23 protein-coding genes and 1 tRNA gene are annotated in these 23,620 nt (G+C 66.5%); 14 read left to right on the forward strand and 10 right to left on the reverse strand.

Features of this window, described 5'->3' with window-relative positions; all coding sequences use genetic code 11:
* Positions 1–174: 174 nt before the first annotated feature.
* From AC1DZT_RS04705 to AC1DZT_RS04715, 3 genes are all read right to left on the reverse strand, one after another.
* On the reverse strand, positions 175–4,203 hold the full coding sequence (locus AC1DZT_RS04705) for a Hint domain-containing protein (RefSeq protein WP_478005443.1): 4,029 nt from the start codon (positions 4,201–4,203) through the stop codon (positions 175–177).
* Positions 4,204–4,519: 316 nt separating this feature from the next.
* Positions 4,520–4,606 (reverse strand) — tRNA-Leu (locus AC1DZT_RS04710).
* 60 nt (positions 4,607–4,666) lie between these two features.
* A complete protein-coding gene (locus AC1DZT_RS04715) occupies positions 4,667–5,053 on the reverse strand; it encodes a VOC family protein (RefSeq protein ID WP_478005513.1) in 387 nt (128 codons plus the stop codon).
* A gap of 66 nt (positions 5,054–5,119) precedes the next feature.
* Here AC1DZT_RS04715 and soxR point away from each other — a divergent pair, with 66 nt between their 5' ends.
* The 4 genes from soxR (at position 5,120) to ctaD (ending at position 8,893) form a co-directional block, all read left to right on the forward strand.
* Positions 5,120–5,608: a redox-sensitive transcriptional activator SoxR gene (gene soxR, locus AC1DZT_RS04720; RefSeq protein ID WP_478005444.1), complete on the forward strand. Its 489-nt coding sequence runs from the start codon at positions 5,120–5,122 to the stop codon at positions 5,606–5,608.
* Positions 5,609–5,672: 64 nt separating this feature from the next.
* Entirely contained in the window at positions 5,673–6,350 is a 678-nt protein-coding gene (gene lipB, locus AC1DZT_RS04725) for a lipoyl(octanoyl) transferase LipB (protein WP_478005445.1), read from the forward strand.
* A gap of 148 nt (positions 6,351–6,498) precedes the next feature.
* Positions 6,499–6,924 carry a c-type cytochrome gene (locus AC1DZT_RS04730; RefSeq protein WP_478005446.1) on the forward strand — a complete coding sequence of 142 codons (426 nt, stop codon included), beginning with the start codon at positions 6,499–6,501 and terminating at the stop codon, positions 6,922–6,924.
* A gap of 298 nt (positions 6,925–7,222) precedes the next feature.
* Complete coding sequence (gene ctaD / locus AC1DZT_RS04735; protein WP_478005447.1) at positions 7,223–8,893, forward strand: cytochrome c oxidase subunit I; 1,671 nt, start codon at positions 7,223–7,225, stop codon at positions 8,891–8,893.
* A 135-nt stretch (positions 8,894–9,028) separates the two neighbouring features.
* On the opposite strand, the gene AC1DZT_RS04740 is transcribed toward ctaD, so the two are convergent.
* Entirely contained in the window at positions 9,029–9,730 is a 702-nt protein-coding gene (locus tag AC1DZT_RS04740) for a gamma-glutamylcyclotransferase (RefSeq protein WP_478005448.1), read from the reverse strand.
* Between the two features lie 424 nt (positions 9,731–10,154).
* Between AC1DZT_RS04740 and AC1DZT_RS04745 the strand changes: the two genes are divergently transcribed.
* Positions 10,155–10,718 carry a hypothetical protein gene (locus tag AC1DZT_RS04745; RefSeq protein WP_478005449.1) on the forward strand — a complete coding sequence of 188 codons (564 nt, stop codon included), beginning with the start codon at positions 10,155–10,157 and terminating at the stop codon, positions 10,716–10,718.
* A 70-nt stretch (positions 10,719–10,788) separates the two neighbouring features.
* Complete coding sequence (locus tag AC1DZT_RS04750) at positions 10,789–11,274, forward strand: DUF2244 domain-containing protein (protein WP_478005450.1); 486 nt, start codon at positions 10,789–10,791, stop codon at positions 11,272–11,274.
* A 182-nt stretch (positions 11,275–11,456) separates the two neighbouring features.
* Here the strand turns inward: AC1DZT_RS04750 and AC1DZT_RS04755 are convergent, their stop codons facing one another.
* Positions 11,457–11,909, reverse strand: a complete 453-nt coding sequence (locus AC1DZT_RS04755) for a GatB/YqeY domain-containing protein (RefSeq protein WP_478005451.1) — start codon at positions 11,907–11,909, stop codon at positions 11,457–11,459.
* A gap of 187 nt (positions 11,910–12,096) precedes the next feature.
* Here AC1DZT_RS04755 and carA point away from each other — a divergent pair, with 187 nt between their 5' ends.
* Positions 12,097–13,254: a glutamine-hydrolyzing carbamoyl-phosphate synthase small subunit gene (gene carA / locus AC1DZT_RS04760; RefSeq protein WP_478005452.1), complete on the forward strand. Its 1,158-nt coding sequence runs from the start codon at positions 12,097–12,099 to the stop codon at positions 13,252–13,254.
* A 220-nt stretch (positions 13,255–13,474) separates the two neighbouring features.
* Entirely contained in the window at positions 13,475–15,349 is a 1,875-nt protein-coding gene (locus AC1DZT_RS04765; RefSeq protein WP_478005453.1) for a glycosyltransferase, read from the forward strand.
* Between the two features lie 3 nt (positions 15,350–15,352).
* Here the strand turns inward: AC1DZT_RS04765 and AC1DZT_RS04770 are convergent, their stop codons facing one another.
* Entirely contained in the window at positions 15,353–15,988 is a 636-nt protein-coding gene (locus AC1DZT_RS04770; protein ID WP_478005454.1) for a GntR family transcriptional regulator, read from the reverse strand.
* A 99-nt stretch (positions 15,989–16,087) separates the two neighbouring features.
* Here AC1DZT_RS04770 and AC1DZT_RS04775 point away from each other — a divergent pair, with 99 nt between their 5' ends.
* The 3 genes from AC1DZT_RS04775 (at position 16,088) to AC1DZT_RS04785 (ending at position 18,265) form a co-directional block, all read left to right on the forward strand.
* On the forward strand, positions 16,088–16,729 hold the full coding sequence (locus AC1DZT_RS04775; RefSeq protein ID WP_478005455.1) for a pyrimidine 5'-nucleotidase: 642 nt from the start codon (positions 16,088–16,090) through the stop codon (positions 16,727–16,729).
* A 66-nt stretch (positions 16,730–16,795) separates the two neighbouring features.
* Positions 16,796–17,014, forward strand: coding sequence for a hypothetical protein (locus tag AC1DZT_RS04780; protein ID WP_478005456.1), 219 nt, complete (start codon positions 16,796–16,798; stop codon positions 17,012–17,014).
* 54 nt (positions 17,015–17,068) lie between these two features.
* A complete protein-coding gene (locus AC1DZT_RS04785; RefSeq protein ID WP_478005457.1) occupies positions 17,069–18,265 on the forward strand; it encodes a UbiH/UbiF family hydroxylase in 1,197 nt (398 codons plus the stop codon).
* 148 nt (positions 18,266–18,413) lie between these two features.
* Here AC1DZT_RS04785 and AC1DZT_RS04790 read toward each other — a convergent pair whose 3' ends face one another.
* The 3 genes from AC1DZT_RS04790 to AC1DZT_RS04800 form a co-directional block, all read right to left on the reverse strand.
* On the reverse strand, positions 18,414–19,547 hold the full coding sequence (locus AC1DZT_RS04790; RefSeq protein ID WP_478005458.1) for an aminotransferase class V-fold PLP-dependent enzyme: 1,134 nt from the start codon (positions 19,545–19,547) through the stop codon (positions 18,414–18,416).
* A 71-nt stretch (positions 19,548–19,618) separates the two neighbouring features.
* Positions 19,619–20,077 (reverse strand): Lrp/AsnC family transcriptional regulator, encoded by a 459-nt coding sequence (locus AC1DZT_RS04795; protein WP_478005514.1) that lies wholly within the window; start codon positions 20,075–20,077, stop codon positions 19,619–19,621.
* Positions 20,078–20,114: 37 nt separating this feature from the next.
* Positions 20,115–20,573 (reverse strand): Lrp/AsnC family transcriptional regulator, encoded by a 459-nt coding sequence (locus AC1DZT_RS04800; RefSeq protein ID WP_478005459.1) that lies wholly within the window; start codon positions 20,571–20,573, stop codon positions 20,115–20,117.
* 124 nt (positions 20,574–20,697) lie between these two features.
* Here AC1DZT_RS04800 and ilvC point away from each other — a divergent pair, with 124 nt between their 5' ends.
* On the forward strand, positions 20,698–21,720 hold the full coding sequence (gene ilvC, locus AC1DZT_RS04805) for a ketol-acid reductoisomerase (RefSeq protein ID WP_478005460.1): 1,023 nt from the start codon (positions 20,698–20,700) through the stop codon (positions 21,718–21,720).
* A 167-nt stretch (positions 21,721–21,887) separates the two neighbouring features.
* Here the strand turns inward: ilvC and AC1DZT_RS04810 are convergent, their stop codons facing one another.
* The gene (locus AC1DZT_RS04810; protein ID WP_478005461.1) at positions 21,888–22,286 is read right to left on the reverse strand and encodes a hypothetical protein; all 399 of its coding nucleotides are present in this window, start codon (positions 22,284–22,286) and stop codon (positions 21,888–21,890) included.
* Between the two features lie 418 nt (positions 22,287–22,704).
* On the opposite strand from AC1DZT_RS04810, the gene AC1DZT_RS04815 reads away from it, so the two are divergent.
* Positions 22,705–22,998, forward strand: coding sequence for a PepSY domain-containing protein (locus tag AC1DZT_RS04815; RefSeq protein WP_478005462.1), 294 nt, complete (start codon positions 22,705–22,707; stop codon positions 22,996–22,998).
* Positions 22,976–23,569 (forward strand): cytochrome b/b6 domain-containing protein, encoded by a 594-nt coding sequence (locus tag AC1DZT_RS04820; RefSeq protein WP_478005463.1) that lies wholly within the window; start codon positions 22,976–22,978, stop codon positions 23,567–23,569. Before AC1DZT_RS04815 ends, AC1DZT_RS04820 begins: the two co-directional genes overlap by 23 nt.
* The last annotated feature ends 51 nt before the right edge of the window (positions 23,570–23,620 follow it).

The raw sequence follows: 23,620 nt of genomic DNA on the forward strand, positions 1-23,620 counted from the left end.
GCCGACCTTGTTGCTCAAGACTTAAGCCGTTGCCTGAGTTGATTGCAATTGCCTTCTTGAGCGACAAGTCTAGGCGGAGGAAACCGGGAGAAATGTGGAATTTTCCGCCGGAAATGGCCAAAATAACGACAAGGCGGGTACAAAAGTGGCACGTCGCACCTGCGTTCCTGCCCCTCAGGCGGGCTGGGTGGCGCGAATCTGCCCCGGCAAACCGGTCGGATTCTGTCCCTGAGCCGACAAAAACGACTCCTCCTTGCGCCCGAGCGCCCTGCGTGCCGCCCGCCCGGTCAGAAGCGGCAGGCAGCGCGGGCCATAAAGGGCGGACAGCTCTGCCGCCGGACCGGGGGGCTGTGGCCCGGCCCCGGCGCGGATCACCTGCGCAAGCGTCAGGCGGTCGGCCCAGCCCAGCGCGCGCAAGGCCTCGGTCCCGGGGTAGAAGCTTTCGCTCCAGCCGCCCTCGGCCCGCAGGAGCGCGTGGCGCGGCAGAAGGATGTGGTGATAGGTGACGGCGCGGATGCCGCGGGCGACATGGGCGCCACGCCCCGCCTCGGCCAGATGGCGGGCGCGGATCAGCACCTCTCCCAGAGGAACGCCATGCTGCGGTGACAGGATCAGGTCACGCTCCAACCCGAAATGCCCCTGCTTCAACCGGATCGGGCGCAATTCCGGCCGCGCCTCCAGATCGGCAGGCGTCAGATGGCGCTGCCCGTGCCAGAGCACCGGTGCCGTGCCGTCCACGGTCAGGACCAGATCGCCGGGGCGCAGATCCTCGACAAGGGTCAGGCCGCCGGGCGTGGCGATCCTTGTGCCGCTGGCAAAGCAGGGCACCCCCATCGCCTGCAACATGCCGGGGGCGGCCACCGTCGCCGGGCTGATCCCGCTCAGCAGCAGGGTCTGGCCATCGGGGAAGGTCAGCACCGCATTGCCATGCCCGTCGTCCGAGATCGCGATGTCATAGGCCTTGACCGGCGTGCCATCGGCGTTGGTCAGGCCCGAGACATCCAGCTGGTCGGCGGTATGGCCATTGGTCAGAGCCATGCCAAAATCGCTGATCTGATCCGCCCCGCCCAGCGCGGTGAAATGGAACAGGTCGTTGCCGTCGCCGCCGCTCAGCGTGTCATTGCCGGTGCCGGCGTCGATCGTGTCATTGCCGGTGCCGCCGAAGATCGCGTCATTGCCCGAGCCGCCGGCCAGGTTGTCGTCGCCGAGATCGCCGTAAAGACTGTCCTCGCCCGAGCCGCCGGTCAGAACGTCGTTGCCGTCGCCACCGGCCAGCAGGTCATTGCCGCCGCCGCCCATCAGCGCATCGTCGCCGAGGCCGCCATAGGCGCTGTCGCTGCCCGCCCCGCCCGAAAGCGTGTCCTTGCCATCGCCGCCATAGAGCAGGTCGTTGCCGGCATCGCCGTTCAGGCTGTCATTGTCGGCGCCGCCGAACAGCGTGTCATTGCCATCGCCGCCCCAGATCTGGTCATTGCCGGCATCGCCCGTCAGCTGATCGTCACCCGCCGCCCCGTACAGCTGGTCCGCGCCATCGCCGCCGGTCAGAAGGTTCGCCCCGCCGTCGCCGGTCAGCACATCGGCAAAGGCCGAGCCGGTGACATTCTCGATCCCGCTCAGCGTGTCGCCCGCCGCATCGCCGCCCGTGCCAAGGCCGGTGGTCAGGTTGACCGTGACCCCGGCGCCCGAGGCCGTGTAATCGGCCAGGTCGGTGTCGGCGCCGCCGTCCAGAAGATCGGCCCCGGCGCCACCGACCAGCGTGTCATTGCCCGCCTCGCCCGCCAGATAGTCATTGCCGCTGCCGCCGCTCAGGCTGTCATTGCCATCCCCGGCGAGCAGGCTGTCATCGCCAAGCCCGCCGCCCAACAGATCGGCGCCGGTGCCGCCATAGATCAGGTCATTGCCATCGCCGCCGCTGACGAGGTCATTGCCCGCCCCGCCCAGCAGGGTCAGCGCGCCGCCGCCACCGCCGGTGATCGTGTCGTTGGCACTGGTGCCCGAGATGACCTCGATCTCCCAGAACTGGCCCGAGCCGCCGCCGGCATAGGTATAGGTGCCATATTCCCAGCCGTTGAAGGTGACGTTGACCCCCTGCCCCGTCCCGCCATCCGAAAGGCTGAGCGTGTCCGAATCGAGCCCGCTTTCACCGCCGAAAAGCAGATCGCTGCCCTCGCCCGCGGTGACATAGATCAGGTCGGAATCGCCGCCGCCCTGCACCATGTCATTGCCCAGCCCGCCCGACAGCGTGTCATTGCCATCATCGCCCCAGAGCGCGTCATCCCCGGTGCCGCCGTCGATCAGGTCGGCGTCGTTCTTGCCCGAAAGCTGGTCATTGCCGGCCCCGCCGCTCAGGCTGTCATTGCCGTCGCCGCCGTAAAGCTGGTCGTCGCCGGCATCGCCCGCCAGCGAATCCTGGCCAAGGTCGCCGTAAAGCGTGTCATTGCCGATGCCGCCGCTCAGCGTGTCGTCCGCGTCGCCGCCCGACAGCAGGTCGTTGCCGTCATCGCCGCTCAGCACATCGCTTTCGGTGCCGCCGTAGAGCGTGTCATTGCCAAGCCCGCCGTAAAGCGTGTCATTGCCCGCGTCACCGCCAAGCGAATCGTTGTCGTTCGCACCATAAAGCTGGTCATTGCCCAGCCCGCCATAAAGCGTGTCATTGCCATATTCGCCGTAAAGCTGGTCGTTGCCATCGTCGCCGCTCAGGCTGTCATTGCCATACCAGCCCCAGATCAGGTCATTGTCCGCCCCGCCATAAACCGTGTCGTCGCCCTCGTCGCCGGCCAGAGCGTCATTGCCGGCCTCGCCGAAGATCAGGTCATTGTCGGCATTGCCGGTGACCGAGGTTTCGAAGGCATAGCCATGCACCGTGTCATCGCCGTCGCCGGCATAGATGACGTCATTGCCCTTGCTGCCATAGATCTCGTCCTTGCCACCGCCGCCATAGATGCTGTCATTGCCGCCCTCGGCATAAAGCAGGTCGTTGCCGAGGCCGGCATAGATCACCCCGTTGCCGTCGCCCGCCCAGATCGTGTCATTGCCGTCGCCCGCGTCGATCGAGACTTCGCCGGTCAGGACCGCGCCGTTCTGGTCGTCGATCAGGTCATCGCCGGTGCCACCATAGACCGTGTCATTGCCGGCGCCGAAATAGATCGTGTCGTTGCCGGCGTCGCCCATCAGGCTGTCGCTGCCGATCCCGCCGGCGATGCTGTCATTGCCCAGCCCGCCATAGATCGTGTCATTGCCGTCATCGCCGCTCAGGCTGTCGTTGCCATCGCCGCCGTAAAGGCTGTCATTGCCCAGCCCGCCGTAGAGCGTGTTGTTGCCGGTGCCGCCATAAAGCGTGTCGTTGCCGTCCTCGCCATAGAGAAGGTCGTCATTGGCGCCGCCGTCCAGCAGGTCATTGCCCGCCCCGCCCAGAAGCGTGTCATTGCCCGCATCGCCGTAAAGCGTGTCGTCGCCCAGCTCGCCCAGCAGGGAATCATTGCCGTTGCCGCCATAGACCAGATCGTTGCCGTCGCCGCCATAGACCGTGTCATTGCCCATATTGGCATAGACGCTGTCACTGCCCGCCCCGGCGCGGATGATGTCGTCATTGCCGACGACGCCGACCCCGGCATCGTTGTTGTCGACCTTGTCGGTGCCGCCCGCCACGGGTTCGACATAGCTGCCATTGATCAGATCGCCGCCCGCCGTGCCATCGACATAGCCGTCGTCGAAGCCGGTCATCAGCCGGTCGTCGGTCATGTTGTAGGCGGTGCTGTCGTTGGCCGCCGTGATCGACAGCGACACGATCGGCTTGGCCTCCAGCAGCGTGGTCAGGCTGCTCGCGCCGGTATCGGGGGCAAGAAAGAGCTTGCCCGTCGAATCCTGCACGATCTTGAACGAGCCCGTCGCCGTGGTGCCATCGGCATAGGTGATCGTGCCGTCGACCACGACCATCGTGTCGAAATTGTAGGTCGCGGTGCCGGTGCCGATGTTGGTGGTGAAACTGTCCCAGGTCAGGGCATTGTCGGCATCGAGCGAGCCGCTCGCCCCCGAAAGATCGTTGACCGTGACCGAGGTCACATGGTGGTAGAGCGGGTCGCCCACCGCGCCATAGGTCTTGCCGACCAGAGAGCCGACGTTTTCGGCAACGGTGTTCAGCTCCAGCGGGTCAAGCTGCGTGCCAGAGCTGCCAAGGTAGATCCAGTTGAAGGTTGTGGCCATGACCTAGCGCCCCGCCATCAGCGCGCGCAGCGTCACGGGGCCGGAAAGCCCCTCATCACCACCGCAAGCCGCAAACGCGTTGCCACGCGCCATTGGCACGCCAAACCCCGAAATCCCCGCCATCGCACCCTTCCCCAACCGGGCACACCCCCCGGCGGGGAAAGACTGCACCGACAGCCGCTAACAGCCGGTTAAATGGCGGGTTTTATTCAGATTTTAGGGTGTTTCGGAAGGAGGTCGGCCGCTGCGGCCCTTGCCCCGAGGGGCGTTGCGAGCGTCCCGCATCGCGGTCTCTCGTCAACATGCCCAGCCGGATTGGTGCGGATGAAAAGACTCGAACTTTCACTCCGGTTAAGGAACAGCGACCTCAACGCTGCGCGTCTACCAATTCCGCCACATCCGCACTAATCCGGCTTGGGTGCGGGGTTATTAACGAAGCCCAAAGCGGAAGGAAAGAGGCAATTTACACCTTCGTGTAAGAGATCACCTCAATCTCCACCCCGTTCGCTTCGGTAAAGTAGAAACGGCGGCCCGGTTCGTAATCGGCATGGTTTTCCGTGACATATCCGGCGGCCTTGATCCGGGCTTCGGCCGCGTCGAGATCCGCCACCACAAGGCCGATGTGGTTGAGGCCAGAGAGAATCCCCCCTGGGTCCGGTGCCGCAGCCGGCACGTCGAGCGGCGTGTAGAGCGCCACATAATGCTCGTCCGAGCCGACATGCACCGTCCAGCCGCCGGCCTTGGCCCTGCCCTGCCAGCGGATGTGCCAGCCGAAGAGATCGCAAAGCACCCCGGCGGTGGCCACCGAATCCCTCACCGTCACGTTCACATGTTCCAGTCGCGTCATGATAATCTCCTTGTTTCATGCGGCGACAGACTGTCTAATTCCTCAAGTTAACTTGAGATCAAGCACAAAATGCAGCCGCCTCCCGAATCTTCGCAGCCCGAATCTTCGCTACCAAAAACAGCGCCGAAATCCCTCACCATCGGCACCCTGGCTGCGAGGACCGGCCTCGCCGTCTCCGCAATCCGATTCTACGAGACGCATGGCATCCTCGCCCCCGGCCGCAATGCCGGCGGGCATCGCCGTTACAGCCGGGCCGATCTGCGGCGGCTGTCCTTTGCGATGGCGGCGCAGCGCCTCGGCTTCCCGCTCGCCACGATCGCGGGGCATCTGGCCAGCCTTCCCGCCGACCGCGCCCCCGACCGAGCCGACTGGACGCGCATCGCCACCGGCTTTCGCGCCGAGATCGGCGCCAAGATCGCCGCGCTCGAAAGGCTGGGCGATCTGCTCGACGGCTGCATCGGCTGCGGCTGCCTGTCGCTCGACCGCTGCGCGCTTTATAATCCGCAGGATGTGAAGGGCCGCGAGGGGCCGGGCCCGCGGCTTCTGGACCGGGGCTGACGCCCCGGGCAAAGCCCCTCCCCAGGCGCTTGCCCTGAACGGCCCGAATCCCTAGATAGGCAGCATGCCCGAACTCAGCCATCTTCCCGGTCTTGCGCCCTATGCCGAAACCCTGGCCGCGATGGAGGCGAGGGTCGCCGCAATCTCGGCCGGCACCGCGCCCGAGGCGCTGTGGTTCCTGGAACATCCGCCGCTTTACACCGCCGGCACCTCGGCCAAGGGCGAGGATCTGACCGATCCGGGCCGGTTTCCGGTCTTCGTGGCGGGGCGGGGCGGGCAATATACCTATCACGGGCCGGGCCAGCGGGTGGCCTATGTGATGCTGGACCTCAACCAGCGCGGCCGCGACGTGCGGCTTTTCGTGCGTGCGCTGGAGGATTGGGTGATCGGCACCCTCGCCCGCTTCAACGTCACGGGCGAAAGGCGCGAGGGGCGGGTCGGCGTCTGGGTCACGCGGCCCGACAAGGCCCCCAACCCCGACGGCACCCTGCGCGAGGACAAGATCGCCGCCATCGGGGTGAAGCTCCGAAAATGGGTCAGCTTCCACGGCATCTCGATCAATGTCGAACCGGATCTGTCGCATTTCTCGGGCATCGTGCCCTGCGGCATCCGCGAGCATGGGGTGACGAGCCTCGTCGATCTCGGCCTGCCGGTGACGCTGGAGGATCTGGACGCGGCCCTCCTCGCCGAATTCCCGCTGCATTTCCCCGAGCCTGCTCCCCGCGACGCGGACCCGCGCTGAGGCCCCTTCTGCGGCACATGCGACGTTCCGCCCCCTTCTGCACTCTTGTCTTGCCCGACGCTTCGGATCACTCTGGCCCTGACCGCGCCGCATTCTTCCGGCCGGACGCTGACCCGTGCAGCCCGGCCCTTTCCGAAAGGTTTACCCGATGAAAACGCTGCTTTCCGGACTGGTCCTGACCGCCGCCCTCGCCAGCCTCGCCCTTCCTGCCCTTGCCGGCGATGCCAAGCTCGGCGAGGAGACCTTCAAGAAATGCAAGGCCTGCCATTCGATCATCGCCGATGACGGCACCGCGATCCAGAAGGGCGGCATCATCGGGCCGAACCTGTACGGCGTGGTGGGCCGCCAGATCGGCACCTTCCCCGGCTTCAAATATGGCGAGGATACCGTGGCCGCCGGCGCCGATGGCACCAAATGGGACGAGGCCGAGATCGCCGCCTATGTCATGGACCCGACCGCCTGGCTGAAGAAGAAGACCGGCAAGGACAGCGCCCATTCCAAGATGAGCTTCAAGCTCGCCACCGGTGGCGAGGATGTCGCGGCCTACCTCGCCTCGGTCAAGCCCGCGCAATAAGCCCTCCCAGGCCCACAGACCGGCGCCGCCAGACCGGCGCCGGTGCCTTCGGCCACGGCGCTTAACCCGCTGGAACCGCCCCCAAATCCTGCCCCTTGCCCCCGCCGCGCCACGGCGGCTGTCCGGGCTGTCGGTCAAGTTTTGCTGAGCCGCTGTGTTGTGAAGACCAGAGCCCTTGATTTCCTGTGCTCTTATTCCATTGACCATTGCCCAATGGCTTTGTCGGCACTAGAACCCGGTTAGGCGGAACGGGGGGCGACTCCGGTTCCCAATGAGGCAATGACAACGGGAGATGCCAATGGCCGACGCAGCCATCCATGGCCACGACCATGAGCAGAAGGGGTTCTTTACCCGCTGGTTCATGTCGACGAACCACAAGGATATCGGGGTTCTCTACCTTTTCACCGGCGGTCTCGTCGGTTTCATCTCGGTCGTCTTCACCGTCTACATGCGGATGGAGCTGATGAACCCCGGCGTGCAGTATCTGTGCGCCGAAGGGCTGCGGCTTGTGGCTGACGCCAGCCAGCCCTGCTCGCCCGACGGGCACCAGTGGAACGTGATCATCACCGCCCATGGCGTGCTGATGATGTTCTTCGTGGTCATTCCGGCGCTGTTCGGCGGTTTTGGCAACTATTTCATGCCGCTGCACGTCGGTGCGCCGGACATGGCCTTCCCGCGGATGAACAACCTGTCCTACTGGATGTATGTGGCTGGTGCGACGCTGGGCGTGCTGTCGGTCTTCGCCCCGGGTGGCGAGGGCGGTCACGGCGCGGGCGTTGGTTGGGTTCTCTACCCGCCGCTCTCGTCCAAGGAAGACGGCTATGCGATGGACCTCGCGATTTTCGCGGTCCACCTGTCGGGTGCCTCGTCGATCCTCGGCGCCATCAACATGATCACCACCTTCCTGAACATGCGTGCCCCCGGCATGACCATGCACAAGGTGCCGCTGTTCGCCTGGTCGATCTTCGTGACCGCCTGGCTGATCCTTCTGTCGCTGCCGGTTCTGGCTGGCGCCATCACCATGCTTCTGACCGACCGCAACTTCGGGACGACCTTCTTCGACCCGGCCGGCGGCGGTGACCCGATCCTCTACCAGCACATCCTGTGGTTCTTTGGCCACCCGGAAGTCTATATCATCGTGATCCCGGCTTTCGGCATCGTAAGCCATGTGATCTCGACCTTCTCGAAGAAGCCGGTGTTTGGCTATCTGCCGATGGTCTATGCGATGGTCGCGATCGGTGTCCTGGGCTTCGTCGTCTGGGCGCACCACATGTACACCGTCGGCATGTCGCTGACCCAGCAAAGCTACTTCATGATGGCCACCATGGTCATCGCGGTGCCCACCGGTGTGAAGATCTTCTCCTGGATCGCCACGATGTGGGGTGGGTCGATCGAGTTCAAGACGCCGATGCTCTGGGCTTTCGGCTTCCTCTTCCTCTTCACCGTGGGCGGTGTGACCGGGATCATGCTGTCGCAGGCCCCCGTCGACCGGATCTATCACGACACCTATTATGTGATCGCCCACTTCCACTATGTGATGAGCCTCGGCGCCGTCTTCGGCATCTTCGCCGGGATCTACTTCTGGTTCGGCAAGATGTCGGGCCGCGAGTATCCGGAATGGGCCGGCAAGCTGCACTTCTGGGCCATGTTCATCGGCGCAAACCTGACCTTCTTCCCGCAGCACTTCCTGGGTCGCCAGGGCATGCCGCGCCGCTACATCGACTATCCGGAAGCCTTCGCCTACTGGAATAAGATCTCCTCCTACGGCGCCTTCCTGAGCTTTGCCTCATTCGTATTCTTCCTCGGCATGATCTTCTGGTCGCTGCGTTACGGCAAGAAGATCACCGTGAACAACTACTGGGGCGAATATGCCGACACGTTGGAATGGACCCTGCCCTGCCCGCCGCCCGAACATACCTTCGAGCAGCTGCCGAAGCGGGAAGACTGGGACCACTCCCACGCCCACTAAGACCGCGAGGCCCCGGGAAACCGGGGCCTTCTGCTTTTGCGAAGATGGGCAGATTGCCCATCCTACCGCCCTGGCGGAGTGCCCCTTGCCCCTGCCCCCGTCTACCCCTGACCCAGCTCCCCACCCGCGCGCCGGCTAGAGCGCCTCGATCTCGGCCGCGACCAGCGCCTGCATCCGCCAGAGATAGCGGTCATGCAGGCCGAGCCTTTCCAGATGCTCGACCGTGTTCAGAAGATATTCGGCGCAGCTGCCCACATGCCCGACCGCGCGGGCAAGCCGCGCCGCCTGCTCGGCGGGAGCGATGCGCACGAGATCGGGGTCCGGCGTCCTTGGCGCGCACCAGAATCCGAGGGCGCGGAAGCTTTCGCCGCCAGAGCGCGCCGTGATCCAGCGCTGCCAGGGCAGATCCTCATGGGCATCCACCTCGCGCTTCAGAAGCCGCACCATCCGTTCCTGCGGCGCATCGCCCGGCATCAGATAGGCCATGCCCTGGCAGGATCCGCCGCGGTCAAGCGCCAGCATCAGCCCCGGCACCTCGGGCGTCGCGCGCCAGTTGGTGAGGTTGAGACAGAAGGACCGCCGCCAGCCCGGCACGACGCAGGGCCGCGCCGCGATATGGTCGAAGGCCGGTTTCCAGATCAGCGAGCCATAGGCGAAGACCCAGAAGGGCGCGCCGCGGTTCTCGGCGAGCAGCCGGGCCGCCGCCTCTTCGAAATCCGCGTCGGTCAGGCCGCGCAGACCGGCCCGACGCTCCAGCCGCGGCATCGGGCGATGGACCTTGGCGACATGCGCCGGGGTGAGGGCGAGGTTGCGCTGTCGCGCAGCGGTTTCGGGCATGGGGCCCCGCGGAGATCAGAGGTTTGAGGATCGGACAAGCGGCGGTTCAGGTCAAGCCGGATCGCCGCGGGCCGGACGGAACCTTTGGTGCGGCGCCGGGAAGATGGGCAGATTGCCCATCCTACCGTCCTCTGCAGCGCTGGCCTGCGCGGTTGCGGTGAAGGGTCTTAACAAATTCCTAATTCCGCCACGGAATATCCATCGTTATCAGAGGTTTATCCTGTATTGCACGCGTGCAAAGCCGGCTTTTTTCACGGCTGGTGCAGGCAACATCCTCCTTTGAAACGGGCCTGCCGCGGCCCCGCCCGCGATCACGCAAGTTTGCGCCGACAGCTTCGAACAGAAGGGAACCGGATCACGCCTCCGGCGCTTTACCCGCGCATGTGGCGCCGCCACCTCCGCCTGCCAGCGAAAGGAAGTGATCATGACCCTGTTGAGCGATGAAGGCCACCATCTCGTGGCGGAAGCCGCGATCCGCCACCACGTCTCGGAGACCACGGTGACGCAGATGCTGGAGGCTCTGGCGCGCGGCAACGGCTATCAGGCCCAGTTCGACATTGCCGAGCTCGGCGGCATGGGCCAGTGGCAGGGCGGCATGGTGATGGTGGGCGACATGTTCAACGCCGACCTCAAGGCCAAGGTCGACGCGCTTTGTGCCGATCTGGCCAGCGCGGTCCGGGAGGGCCATCTCTTCGAAGCCGAGCCCGAGTCGACGGCGGCCTTCTTTGCCCAGAGCACCGCCGACTGGCCCGAGGCTCTGGGCCATCCGGCCAGCCAGGGCGCGCAGAACGACATGCGCTATGCCTATTTTCCAGAGAAGCAGCGGCTCGCGGTGGCACAGGGCGGGCGGGTGACGGTCTATGATACGGCGGGGTACCTGATCTCGGGCTTCGGGCAGGCGCAGGGCGGCGGTCAGACGCTGACCTTTTCCAGCCAACACGGCACCATGCCGCTGAACACGCTGGCTGTGGTCCATACTCAGCCCTGATCGCGGGAAGCCCCCAGAAAGCCGCGCGGGAGCCTCTTTCCTTTTGCCCGGCACGGGTTATCCTGCCGACATGCCCTATCGCTGGTCCACTTCCGCCTTGCCCCCGGCGCAGACGCTGACGCTTTGGCCGCACCAGGCCCTGGGTCCGCGCGGGCTGGTCGGGTTCATCTCGATCACGGCGGTGATGTTCCTCTTGCCGCTGGCAAGCCAGCTTGGCCATCCCGGGCTCTGGGTCCTGCTGCCATTCCTGACGCTGGCCCTCGCCGGGGTCTGGGCCGCCCTGGCGCGCAACCACAAGGACCGCCTGATCACCGAGGTCCTGACCCTGACGCCCACCCTCGTCACCCTGACCCGCACCGGCCCGCGCGGCAAGCGCCAGTCCTGGGAGGCCAATCCGCATTGGGTGCGCCTGACGCTGCATCCCACGGCCGGACCGGTGCCACAGTATCTGACCCTCACCGGCAATCAGCGCGAGGTCGAACTCGGCGCCTTTCTGACGGAGGAGGAGCGGGTGGCGCTGAAGCAGGACCTCGAACGCCGCCTGGCCCGGCTATAGTCCGGGGCACCCGGGCCCGGCGCTGGAGGGCTTCGCGCCCTCCAGACCTCCCGCGGGATATTTCCGTCTGGATGAAGAGGGAGAAGGCGCAGGGCCCGACGCCGGGGGCGCCGCGGGTCCTGCGGGGTGGGTGGGCGGGAGCAGGGCCCGCGGCGCCTTGGCGCGCCGTCGGGGCCGCGGGTTCAGGCGAGACGGGCCTTGATCAGGGCGCCGACCGCGCCGAAATCCATGCTGCCGGTGTATTTGGTCTTCAAGAGGCCCATCACCTTGCCCATGTCCTTGACCGAGGTGGCACCCACTTCGGCAACGGCTTCGGCAACGGCGGCTTCGACTTCGGCGGCGGTCAGCTGCTTGGGCAGGAATTCCTCGATCACGCGGATCTCGGCCAGTTCCTTGTCGGCCAGATCCTGGCGCGCGCCTTCCAGATAGACCTTCACCGATTCCTGACGCTGCTTGACCATCTTGGCCAGGATCGCCAGCTCATCCGCGGCGCTGATCTCCACCCCATCGGCACGCAGGGCGATCTCGCGCTCCTTGAAGCCGTTCAGCATCAGGCGCAGGGCCGAGAGGCGATCGGCCGCCTTGGCCTTCATCGCCTCCTTGATTTCCGCCATCAATTGCTCGCGCAGCGTCATCGCCTGCCCCCCTGTTCTGGTCTCTGCCCCACCATAGAGGCGCCCCGCCCGCCATGCAACTCTGCGGCCAAAAATCAAGCACTTGATATCCCAAGATATTGTTATTTCATCGCCATCTTGACCCGGCCTCCCCCAACCCTTAGGTTCCGCCCGTTTGACGCCGCCCCAAAGCCGAGAGAGTCGCCCCATGTCCACAGCACAAGAAAAGCCCACCGCCTGCATCGCCCTGGCCGACGGGACGCTGTTCTTCGGGCGCGGTTTCGGCGCCACGGGCGAGACGGTGGCAGAGCTGGTCTTCAACACCGCGATGACCGGCTATCAGGAGATCATGACCGACCCCTCCTATGCGGGCCAGGTCGTCACCTTCACCTTCCCCCATATCGGCAACACCGGCACCACCAGCGAGGATGACGAGACGGGCGAGCCGGTCGCCGCCGGCATGGTGGTGAAATGGGACCCGACCGAGCCGTCGAACTGGCGTGCCAAGGGGGATCTCTTCGACTGGATGAAGGCCAAGGGCCGCATCGGCATCGGCGGGCTTGACACAAGGCGCCTGACCCGGGCGATCCGCCAGCAGGGCGCGCCGCATGTGGCGCTGGCGCATAATCCCGATGGCGTCTTCGACATCGGCGCGCTGGTCGCCAAGGCGCGGGCCTGGAAAGGCCTCGTCGGGCTCGACCTCGCCAAGGATGTCTCTTGCGCGCAAAGCTACCGCTGGGATGAGAAAACCTGGGCCTGGCCCGCGGGTTACACGAAACGCGAGGGCGCGGGCCTGCGCGTCGTCGCCATCGACTACGGCGCCAAGCGCAACATCCTGCGCTGCCTCGCCTCGGCCGGTTGCGAGGTCACCGTCCTGCCCGCCTCGGCCACGGCCGAGGATGTGCTGGCGCTCAACCCCGAGGGGGTCTTCCTGTCGAACGGCCCCGGCGATCCCGCCGCGACCGGCGCCTATGCCGTGCCGATGATCCAGGGCGTTCTGGCCGCCGACCTGCCTTTGTTCGGCATCTGCCTTGGTCACCAGATGCTGGCCCTGGCGCTTGGCGCCACCACGGTCAAGATGAACCACGGCCACCACGGCGCCAACCACCCGGTCAAGGACCTGACCACCGGCAAGGTCGAGATCACCTCGATGAACCACGGCTTCACCGTGGACAGCCAGACCCTGCCCAAGGGGGTCTCGGAAACCCATGTCAGCCTGTTCGACGGCTCCAACTGCGGCATCGCGGTGGATGGCAAGCCGATCTTCTCGGTCCAGTACCACCCCGAGGCCTCGCCCGGGCCGCAGGACAGCTACTACCTCTTCGAGCGATTCGCCGCCGCCATGCGCGCCCGTCGCGCCGCCTGAGCCGCGTGTACGGGGCCGGGGCGGGCCCAGCCCTGCCCCCTTTCGCCCGCCCGAGGCCGAAATGTCCAAATCGCGCCTTATTTTACCCTCTCCGTTAATCCCGAATTAACTCTTTGCCGCTGATCCTGCCGGAAAGGCCCCCAGCGGGCCGGCCTGGCGGGGAGCCTCGGGGCGGATGACGGTTGTCGCGAACAACGTCGCAATGTGGCGGGACCGCCGGATGGCCGAGGCCACGGCCGCCGGTGCGGGCGTGCTGCGGCCGTTCCGGCCCGGCCCGCAGCCCCAGCCTGCACCCGCCCCGCCGCAGGAGGATCAGCGTCTGGCCATCCGCCTGCTGCAAGAGGGGGTGATTGCGCCGCATCTGCTGCTTCAGGGGCTGGCGCGGCATTCCGAACGCCGGGGCAGCCCCTTGGCCGATCTTCTGCTGGAACAGGGGCTGGTGGGCGAGACCGCGCTTTACGCCGCCCTGCAGCGCCAGACCGGGATCAGCCCGGCGGATCTGTCGGCCAGCGGCGATCCGCGGCTGATCGACCGGCTCGACCCCGACTTCTGCCTGGCCGAGCGCATCCTGCCCTTACGCCATCTTGGCCATGCGACGCTGGTGGCCGCCGCCGACCCCGGCGCCTTCCTGCGCCACAAGACAAGGCTGGAGGCGCGGCTCGGCCCGGTGCTGCCCGCCCTCGCCCCTCCGGCCGGGATCGAAAGCGCCATCCTCGCCGCCCGCGGCTTTGCGATGGCGCGTCGGGCCGAAACCCGGGTGGCCGAACCCGAAAGCTGCCGGACCTACCGCAAGGCCAGCCAGGCGACGCTGCGGATGCTGGTTCTGCTCGCCTGCCTGAGCCTTCTGGCGCTGCGCCCGATCCTCGCGGTGCTGTCGGTCTGGGCGGTCTTCACCCTGGCCTGTTCGACGGCGATGAAGACCACGGCCCTCGTGGCCTCGCTGCGAAGGCCCGCGCCCGAGCCTGCCAACCCGGCCCGTCTGGCGCGGCTGCCGGTGGTTTCGGTCATGGTGGCGCTCTACCGCGAAAGCGACATCGCGGCGCGGCTGGTCAAGCGGCTGGGCAAGCTCGACTATCCGCGCGATCTGCTCGACGTGGTGCTGGTCGTCGAGGAGGAGGATCACCTGACCCGCAAGGCGCTGGCCGCGGCCGATCTGCCGTTCTGGATGCGGCTGGTCGTGGTGCCGGCCGGGCGGGTCAAGACCAAGCCGCGCGCCCTGAACTTCGGGCTGACCCAGTGCCGGGGCAGCATCATCGGCGTCTATGATGCCGAGGATGCCCCCGACCCGCAGCAGATCCGCAAGGTCGTTGCCCGCTTTGCCCAACGCGGGCGCGAGGTGGCCTGCCTGCAGGGCATCCTCGACTTCTACAACCCGACCAAGACCTGGCTCGCCCGCTGTTTCACCATCGAATACGCCGGCTGGTTCCGCACCGTCATGCCGGGGCTGGAGCGGCTGGGCATTCCCCTGCCCCTGGGCGGCACCACGCTGTTCTTTCGCCGCGACGTGCTGGAGGAACTGGGCGGCTGGGACGCCTACAACGTCACCGAGGATGCCGATCTGGGCATGCGCCTGGCCCGCCACGGCTACCGGACCGAGATGCTGCCCTCCACCACGCTGGAGGAGGCCAATTGCTACGGCGTGCCCTGGGTCAAGCAGCGCTCGCGCTGGATCAAGGGGTACATGATGACCTACCTCACCCATATGCGCGATCCGGCGCGTCTCTACCGTGATCTGGGGTTCCGGGCCTTTGCCGGCTTTCAGATCCTGTTTCTGGCCAGCCTGAGCCAGGCCCTGTTCGCGCCGCTGCTCTGGTCCTTCTGGGCCTTCTTCCTCGGCCTCGGCCATCCCCTGTCCGCGATGATCGACCCGCGGCTTCTGGTGAGCCTGACCGCCGCCTTCATGTTCTGCGAGGTGCTGAGCCTCGCCGTCGGCAGCCTCGGGCTGCAGAGGTCGGGCCAGAAGCTCAGCCTGCTCTGGGTGGCGACCATGCCGCTTTACTATCCGCTTCTGGTCTTTGCCGCCTACAAGGCCGCCTGGGAGATGCTGCACAAGCCCTTCTACTGGGACAAGACCACCCATGGCGCCTTTCACTAGGCCTCAGCGGATGCGCAGCTCTCCCGCCTCGACGCGCAGGCGGGTCTCGTAGGCCTTGGAGATATGGGCCTTCAGCGCGCCATAAGCCGCATCGCCATCGCGCGCGGCAATGGCGGCGACGATCTTGTCATGTTCCTCCAGCGCCGGCCCGTCACGGCCCTCGGCGGCAAAGGAGGTGTTGGTCATCAGCGCCATCGAGCGGTGCACCAGATCGAGCTGCTGGACGAGAAAGCGGTTGTGGCTCGCCAGATGGATCTGCTTGTGAAACCGCTTGTTGGCCCGCGACAGGGCACCCGGATCACCACCCAGCAGCGCCTTGTCCTCTTCGACCATCGAGCGCAGGACGCGGATCTCTTCCTCGGTCGCATGGCGGGCGGCGAGGCGGGCGGCAAGGCCCTCCAGCTCGGTGCGCACGGCGTAAAGCTCGGACAGCTGGTTGTGGTCCAGCGAGGCCACGATCAGGCTGCGCCCGTCGCGGGTCAGCATGGCCTGCGTCTCCAGCCGCTGCAACGCCTCGCGCACGGGGGTGCGGCTGACGCCGAAGCGTTCGGCCAGCTCCGATTCCACCAGCCGGTCACCGGGCTTGTAAACCGCGCTCTCGATCGCTTCCAGGATCAGCGTATAGGCGTCCTTGGCCATGTATTCCCCCTCTGTCGCGGCAAACCCTAGCGCCGCCCGCCCGCCCTATCAACCCATGCCCCAATGGACGCAAGGCGGCAAGACGGCTAAGTTCGCGCCATGCGCCAGCACTTCTCACATGTCTCCACCTGGGTCTTCGACCTCGACAACACGCTTTACCCGCCGCAGTACCGGCTCTTCGACCAGATCGAGGTCCGGATGACCGCCTGGGTCATGCGCGCTTTGGGGGTCGGCCAGACCGAGGCCAACCGCCTGCGCCAGCATTATTGGGAGACCTATGGCACCACGCTCGCCGGCCTGATGCGCGAACATGATGTCGATCCCGGCCCCTACCTCACCGAGGTCCACGACATCGACTTCTCCCTCCTGCCCCGCGACCCCGACCTCGCCGCGGCCATCGCCGCCCTGCCGGGGCGGCGGATCATCTACACCAATGCCTGCGTGCCCTATGCCGAAAAGGTGCTGGAGGCGCGGGGCCTCTCGGGCCTGTTCGATGCGGTCTATGGCATTGAAAACGCGAACTTCCTGCCCAAGCCGGAACGCGGCGCCTTCGAGGCGATCTTTGCAGCCGACGGGGTGGATGCGACCCGCGCCGCCATGTTCGAGGACGACGCCCGCAACCTAGCCGCCCCGCACGAGATGGGGATGCGCACGGTCCATGTCGCGCCGAAACCGCTGAAATCGCGCCACATCCACCACCATACCGATGATCTTGCGGGCTTCCTTTCGCAAATCATCTGACTGCGACACCGCGTCCCGCTGCTTTGGACCGCGATCCGGGGTAAGAGCGGGAAAAAGGAGTTTCCCATGTCCAACACCTCGGTCGCCTATCAGCAATTCCCCCTCGTCACCCCGATCGTCCGCCTGGTGACCAGCCGCATCTTCCCGCTCGTCGCGCTGGTCCTTGTGGCGCTGGTGGCGCTGGTCGCGGCCATCGTCACCTTCGGCCCGGTGGTCCTCGGTTTGACGGGCCTGGTGCTGACGGCCGGGATGCTGGCCATGATCATCGCGGTCGCCGGGCACTAGGCCCTTCGCTTTCGCCGGCGTCCGTCCTACATTCCGCCGGGAACGGAGGCTGACATGCGCATTTCGACCGATATCCTGATCTCCGGCGGCGGGGTCGCCGGGCTGACCGCCGCGGCGGCCTTTGGCAGCGCCGGGTTTTCCGTGCTCTGCGTCGAGCCGACGCCGCCGGTGACCGAGGCCACCGCGCCCGGCGCCGACCTGCGCACCACGGCCTTCCTGACCCCCTCGCTTGCGGTGCTGGAGGCAGCCGGCCTCTGGACCCGCCTGCGCCCGCAGGCCTCGGCCCTGCAGATCATGCGGATCGTCGATGCCGGCGGAACCGAGGCGGAACCCCGCCAGATCAAGGACTTCGACGCGAGCGAGCTTTCCGACCAGCCCTTCGGCTGGAACCTGCCCAACTGGCTGTTGCGGCGCGAGATGCTGGCGCGGCTCTCTGAATTGCCCAATGTGACCTTCCGGCCCGGCGTGGCCACGACCACGCTCCTGACCCGGCAGGACAGCGCCATCGTCAGCCTGTCCGACCAGACCCAGGTCGAGGCGCGGCTGGTGATCGCCGCCGACGGGCGCAATTCGACCATGCGCGCGGCGGCGGGCATCCCGGTGCGGACCTTCCGCTATGGGCAAAAGGCCGTGACCTTCGCCGTCACCCACAAGATCCCGCATCAGAACATCTCGACCGAGGTCCACCGTTCCGGCGGGCCCTTCACGCTGGTGCCCCTGCCCGACCTCAACGGCATGCCCGCCTCGGCCGTGGTCTGGATGGAACAGGGGGCAGAGGCGCAGCGCCTCGCCACCCTGCCCGAGGCGGCGTTTGAGGCCGAGATCAACGCCCGCTCCTGCCAGATCCTCGGGCCCCTGACGCTCGCCTCGCGGCGGATGGTCTGGCCGATCATCTCGCAGCTGGCAGGGCGGATGTCGGGCCAGAGGCTGGCGCTGATGGCCGAGGCCGCCCATGTCGTCCCGCCGATCGGCGCGCAGGGGCTGAACATGAGCCTCGCGGATCTCTCGACGCTCCTCGACCTTGCGCGCGAGGCGCCCGACCGGCTTGGCGATGCGGCGATGCTGCAGGCCTATCACCACCGCCGTCATGGCGAGGTGACGGCCCGGGTCATGGGGATCGACGCGCTCAACCGCGCCTCGATGGCCGAGGCGCCCCTCTTGCGCAACCTGCGCGCCCTTGGCCTGAACGCGCTGCACGGCTTCGCCCCGGTCCGCCGCGGGCTGATGCGGGCGGGATTGGGCCTGCGCTGATCCTGCAGCCTTTGCGCCCTGCATTGGCCGGGGCCTCCGGCGGGAGTATTTGGCAAGGAGCAAATGGGGGGTGCGGGGGGATTTGCTCCTTGTCAAATACTCCCCGCGGAGCGAGCGCCGCTGATCACGCGCGCGCCGGGATGGGTGCCTAGCGCGGCGGCAGTGCTGACTCCAGCCCGGCGGTCAGGCGGGCGAGCGTGGCGGGAATGTCCTTGAGCTTGTCGAGACCGAAGAGGCCCAACCGGAAGGTGCGGAACTCGGCCCCCTCGCCCACTTGCAGCGGCACGCCGGCGGCGATCTGGTATCCGGCGCTGCGGAACTTGGCGCCGTTCTGGATCTCGGGGTCTTCGGTGTAGCTGACCACCACGCCCGGCGCCTCGAACCCCGGGGCCGCGACCGAGGCGATGCCGAGACCGGCGAGCAGGCAGCGCACCTCGCCGCCAAGCGCCCATTGCGCGGCCTTGGCTTCCTCGAAGCCCATGGCCTTGGTCTCCAGCATCGCATCGCGCATGCCGAGGATCGCATCGGTGGGCATGGTGGCGTGATATGCATGGCCGCCGCCTTCATAGGCCGCCATGATGCTGCGCCATTTCTTCAGGTCCAGCGCGAAGGAATTGGTGGTCGTGGACGCCAGACGCTCCTCGGCCCGCGGGCCCATCACCACGATCCCGGCGGCGGGCGAGGCCGACCAGCCCTTCTGCGGCGCCGAGATCAGCACATCCACCCCGGTCGCCGCCATATCCACCCAGACGCAGCCAGAGGCGATGCAGTCGAGCACCATCAGCGCGCCGACCTCATGCGCCGCGGCGGCGAGTGCGGTCACATAGCCATCGGGCAGGATGATGCCGGAGGAGGTCTCGACATGCGGGGCGAAGACCGCTTCGGGCCGGGTCTCGCGGATCCTGGCCACCACTTCCTCGATCGGCGGCGGGGCGAAGGGGGCGCGCGGCTCGTTGCCGGAGCGGCGGGCCATCACGACGTGGGTCTCGGCGGCAAAACCGCCCGCCTCGAAGATCTGCGACCAACGGAAGGAGAAGAAGCCGTTGCGCAGGATCAGCACCTTGCCCTGACCGAACTGCCGGGCGACCGATTCCATCGCATAGGTGCCGCCGCCGGGGACCAAGGCCACCGCCGTGCCCTTGTAGACCTCTTTCAACAGGCCCGAGACATCGCGCATCACCGTCTGGAACCGCTGCGACATGTGGTTGAGCGAGCGGTCGGTGAAGACCACCGAAAATTCCTGCAGGCCATTCGGATCGACGGTGTCATGCGGCAGTTTCATCGGACTCTCCCCTTGCGTTGCGGGCAGACTAGCGCAGGACTTGCCCCTTGTGTACCGCCAGAAGCCAGATTTCACCCGATCGGGCCAGAGCGGCGCTCCTCGGTCAAGAGCACATTGGCCTCGACCCCGCCGACCCCCGGCAGGGTCATGATCCGCCGCCGCAAGACGCGCTCGAAATCGGCGATGTCGCGGGCGACAACGCGCAGGCGATAGTCGAACAGGCCAAGGACATGCTGCACCACCTGCACCTCGGGGATGGCTGTCACCGCGCGCTCGAAATCATCGAGCGAGACCAGACCCTTGGTGGCCAGCTTCACGCCAAGGAAGACCGTCACGCCAAAGCCAAGCGCTGCCCGGTCGACCGCGACACGCCGGCCCTTCAGGATCCCCGCCTCCTCCAGCCGCTTCTGCCGGCGCCAGGCGGCGGGTTGCGACAGGCCGAGCCTGCGGCCGAGCTCGCCCGCCGACAGCGCGCCATCCAGCGCCAGCGCCCGCAGCATGGCGCGGTCGAGGTCGTCAAGGTCGATCAGCGGCGCGCTCATCGGACGCGGCCCTCGCGCTGCGCGTTCACAGGGGCACCCCTTCGCCGTCCTTGATGGTCGAGATCAGCATCAGGGCCTCGAGTTCCGCGATATGCGGCAGGGCAAGGATGCGGGTCCGGTAGACCTCTTGGTAATGCGCCATGTCGCGGGCGATGACGTTGAGGCGGATATCGACCCTTCCGAGGAAGGTCTCGATCCCGATCACCTCCGGCACGGTGCGGGCGGCCGCGATGAACTCGTCAAAGGCGCGCGGATTGGTCTTGTCGAGGGTGAAGCGGAGCGAAACCTCCACCTCGTAGCCGAGCTGCCGCCAGTCGATCACCGCATGCAGCCCGGTGATGACGCGGGCTTCGGCCAGCCGCTCCAGCCTGCGCCAGAGCGTGGCCTGCGTGACCCCGGCCCGGGCGGCAAGCTCGGCCCGGGGCAGGTCCGGCTCGGTCAGATAATGCCGCAGGATCCGGCGGTCGGTTTCGTCAAGCGGCATGATTTTTCCGGCATATCAGGAAATGGCGCATGATTTTTCGCAGAAAAATCGTCTGGCGTCAAACAATGCACGGGAAACCACGGAAATCTCCCTATGCTGCCGCCATCAATGAAGGAGAACGCCAATGCGCGTCTATTATGATCGTGACTGCGACATCAACCTGATCAAGGACAAGAAGGTCGCCATCCTCGGCTACGGCTCCCAGGGCCATGCCCATGCGCTGAACCTGCGCGACTCGGGCGCCAAGAACCTGGTCATCGCGCTGCGTCCCGGCTCGGCCTCGGCCAAGAAGGCCGAAGGCGAGGGGCTGAAGGTCATGGACATCGCCGCCGCCGCCGCCTGGGCCGACCTGATCATGTTCACCATGCCCGACGAGCTGCAGGCCGAGACCTACAAGAAATACGTCCATGACAACATCCGCGACGGCGCCGCGATCGCCTTCGCCCATGGTCTGAACATCCACTTCGGCCTGATCGAGCCGAAACCCGGCGTCGACGTGATCATGATGGCGCCGAAGGGCCCGGGCCACACCGTGCGCGGCGAATATGTCAAGGGCGGCGGCGTGCCCTGCCTCGTGGCCGTCCACCAAGACGCCTCGGGCAAGGCGATGGAGCTGGGCCTGTCCTATTGCTCGGGCATCGGTGGCGGCCGTTCGGGCATCATCGAGACCAACTTCCGCCAGGAATGCGAAACCGACCTCTTCGGCGAGCAGGCCGTGCTCTGCGGCGGTCTGGTCGAGCTGATCCGCATGGGTTTCGAAACCCTCGTGGAAGCGGGCTACGAGCCGGAAATGGCCTATTTCGAATGCCTGCACGAAGTGAAGCTGATCGTGGACCTGATCTACGAAGGCGGCATCGCCAACATGAACTACTCGATCTCGAACACGGCCGAGTATGGCGAATATGTCTCCGGGCCCCGGATCCTGCCCTATGCCGAGACCAAGGCCCGGATGAAAGCCGTTCTGGAAGACATCCAGTCGGGCAAGTTCGTCTCGGACTTCATGCAGGAAAACACCGTCGGCCAGCCCTTCTTCAAGGCGACCCGCCGCCGCAATGACGAACACCAGATCGAAAAGGTCGGTGAAAAGCTGCGCGCGATGATGCCCTGGATCTCCAAGGGCAAGATGGTCGACCGCGCCCGCAACTGAGGACGCGTCTGGAAGATGGGCAGCATTGCCCATCCTACCGGAGATGTCGTGACAGAAGGCCGGATCTTGCGATCCGGCCTTTTCTCTTGCCGTCAGGGGATTGGACTGGCACGGGGCGTCAGGCCCTGATCATCGCGCGGGGGCTGCGGCACCCCGCGCGGGAGGGCTCACTGCTCGCCGCAGCCTTCGCCATCGCAGCCGCCACCACCGCCGCCGCCACCGCTCTCGTGCTTGCGGCTGTTGACGGCACCGCCGCTGACACCCCAGTCGATCCCGCCGCCGCCGAGGCCATAGCCGAGGTCGAGCCCGACATAGGCGCCATGCGCCAGATAGGCCGCCCCCACCGTGCCGCGCCACATCTGGCTTTCCATCACATAATCCGCGCCAAGGCTGCCAGCGAACTTGTTGCGCTGGTTGTCCGAGAACAGGCGGACGCCAAAGCCGGTCTGCGGCTTGCCCGCGCCGAAGGAATAGGACAGGCCCACCCCGATCGTCGGGTCAGCCAGGGCTGGCGTGGCGAGGGAAAGGGCGGTTGCCAGGGCAAGCGCGGCCTTCACAAGGGACATGGATAAACTCCTCTCAAAATGGATTGGCCGAATCGTACCCTTGTGCAACCGCTTGCGACAAGCACAAAATCTATGGCCTGCGCGGTGCGGCGCCCCGCGCACGGCAAAGCGGCGCCATTTCGCCGAAACCCGGCCAAACCGCCAGCAGTACCCCGCCCGCCAGTGGCGCGCCCTGCCCCCAGGGCCAAGGGCGCAAGCGGCAGATTGTAGGATGGGCAATCTGCCCATCTTGCCTGAACCCTCCCGTCCCCGGCATTGCGCCAGACCCCTCACGACTTCGTGTCAGAAGGCGCAAGACCGTTCAGGCGCCTGTCAGCTTGGCCCCCTAGGAGGGCTTCAGGCCGGTGGCAGCGCTTCTGCCCCCGCGCCCCGCAAAACCTTCTTGCGAAACCAGCCCCTGAACCCTCCGGAGACCGCCATGCTCGTCAAGCTTTCCGTCGCAGCCCTCGCCCTGACCCTTGCCCTTCCGGCCTTTGCCGACACCACGGCCAAGCCCGCCGTCACCTGCTCCAAGAACGCGGCATCGACCTTCAAGACCAAGGAGGATCTGACCGCCCTCCTCAAGACCCAGGGCCTGAGCGTGGTCAAGATCAAGACCGAAAACGGCTGCTACGAGGCCTATACCAAGGACGCCAAGGGCAAGAAGGCCACGCTCGGCTTCAACGCCGAAACGCTGGAGCCGGTCGCAAATGCCGAAGCCGGCGAAGGCTGACCCGGCCCCGCGCCCCGGCACGGCCAGGGAGAGGCGCGCCACCGTGCCGGTCTGGGACCGCATCGTCCGCCTCTTCCACTGGAGCCTCGTCGCGGGCTTTGCCCTGGCCTGGTTCAGCGCCGACCGGGCCGAGGATCTGCACAGCTGGACAGGCTATGCGGCAGGCGGCTTGATCCTCTTGCGGCTGGTCTGGGGCTTTGCCGGCACGCGCTATGCGCGGTTTGCCAGTTTCGTGCGGGGTCCGCGCGGCGTTCTGGCCTATCTTCTTGCGATCCTGCGGGGAGATGAGGCGCGCTACATCGGGCACAACCCGGCGGGCGGCGCCATGATCCTTGCCCTGATGGCGGGGGTGCTGGGGCTGGTCGTGACCGGCTGGATGCAGTTCACCGACACCTGGTATGGCGCGGATTGGGTCTCCACCCTGCATGGGCTGATCGCCGATGCGATGCTGGGACTGATCGCGCTGCATCTGGGCGGGGTGGCCCTCGCCTCGCTGCGCCACCACGAAAACCTGGTGCGGTCGATGGTCACCGGCCGCAAACCCGCGCCGCAAGGCAATGATATCGCATGAAAAAGGGCGCCGGTGCCGGCGCCCTTTCCTTAAACCCCGGCCAAGGCCCTG

The sequence above is a fragment of the Rhodobacter sp. P1_C2 genome (assembly GCF_056406375.1).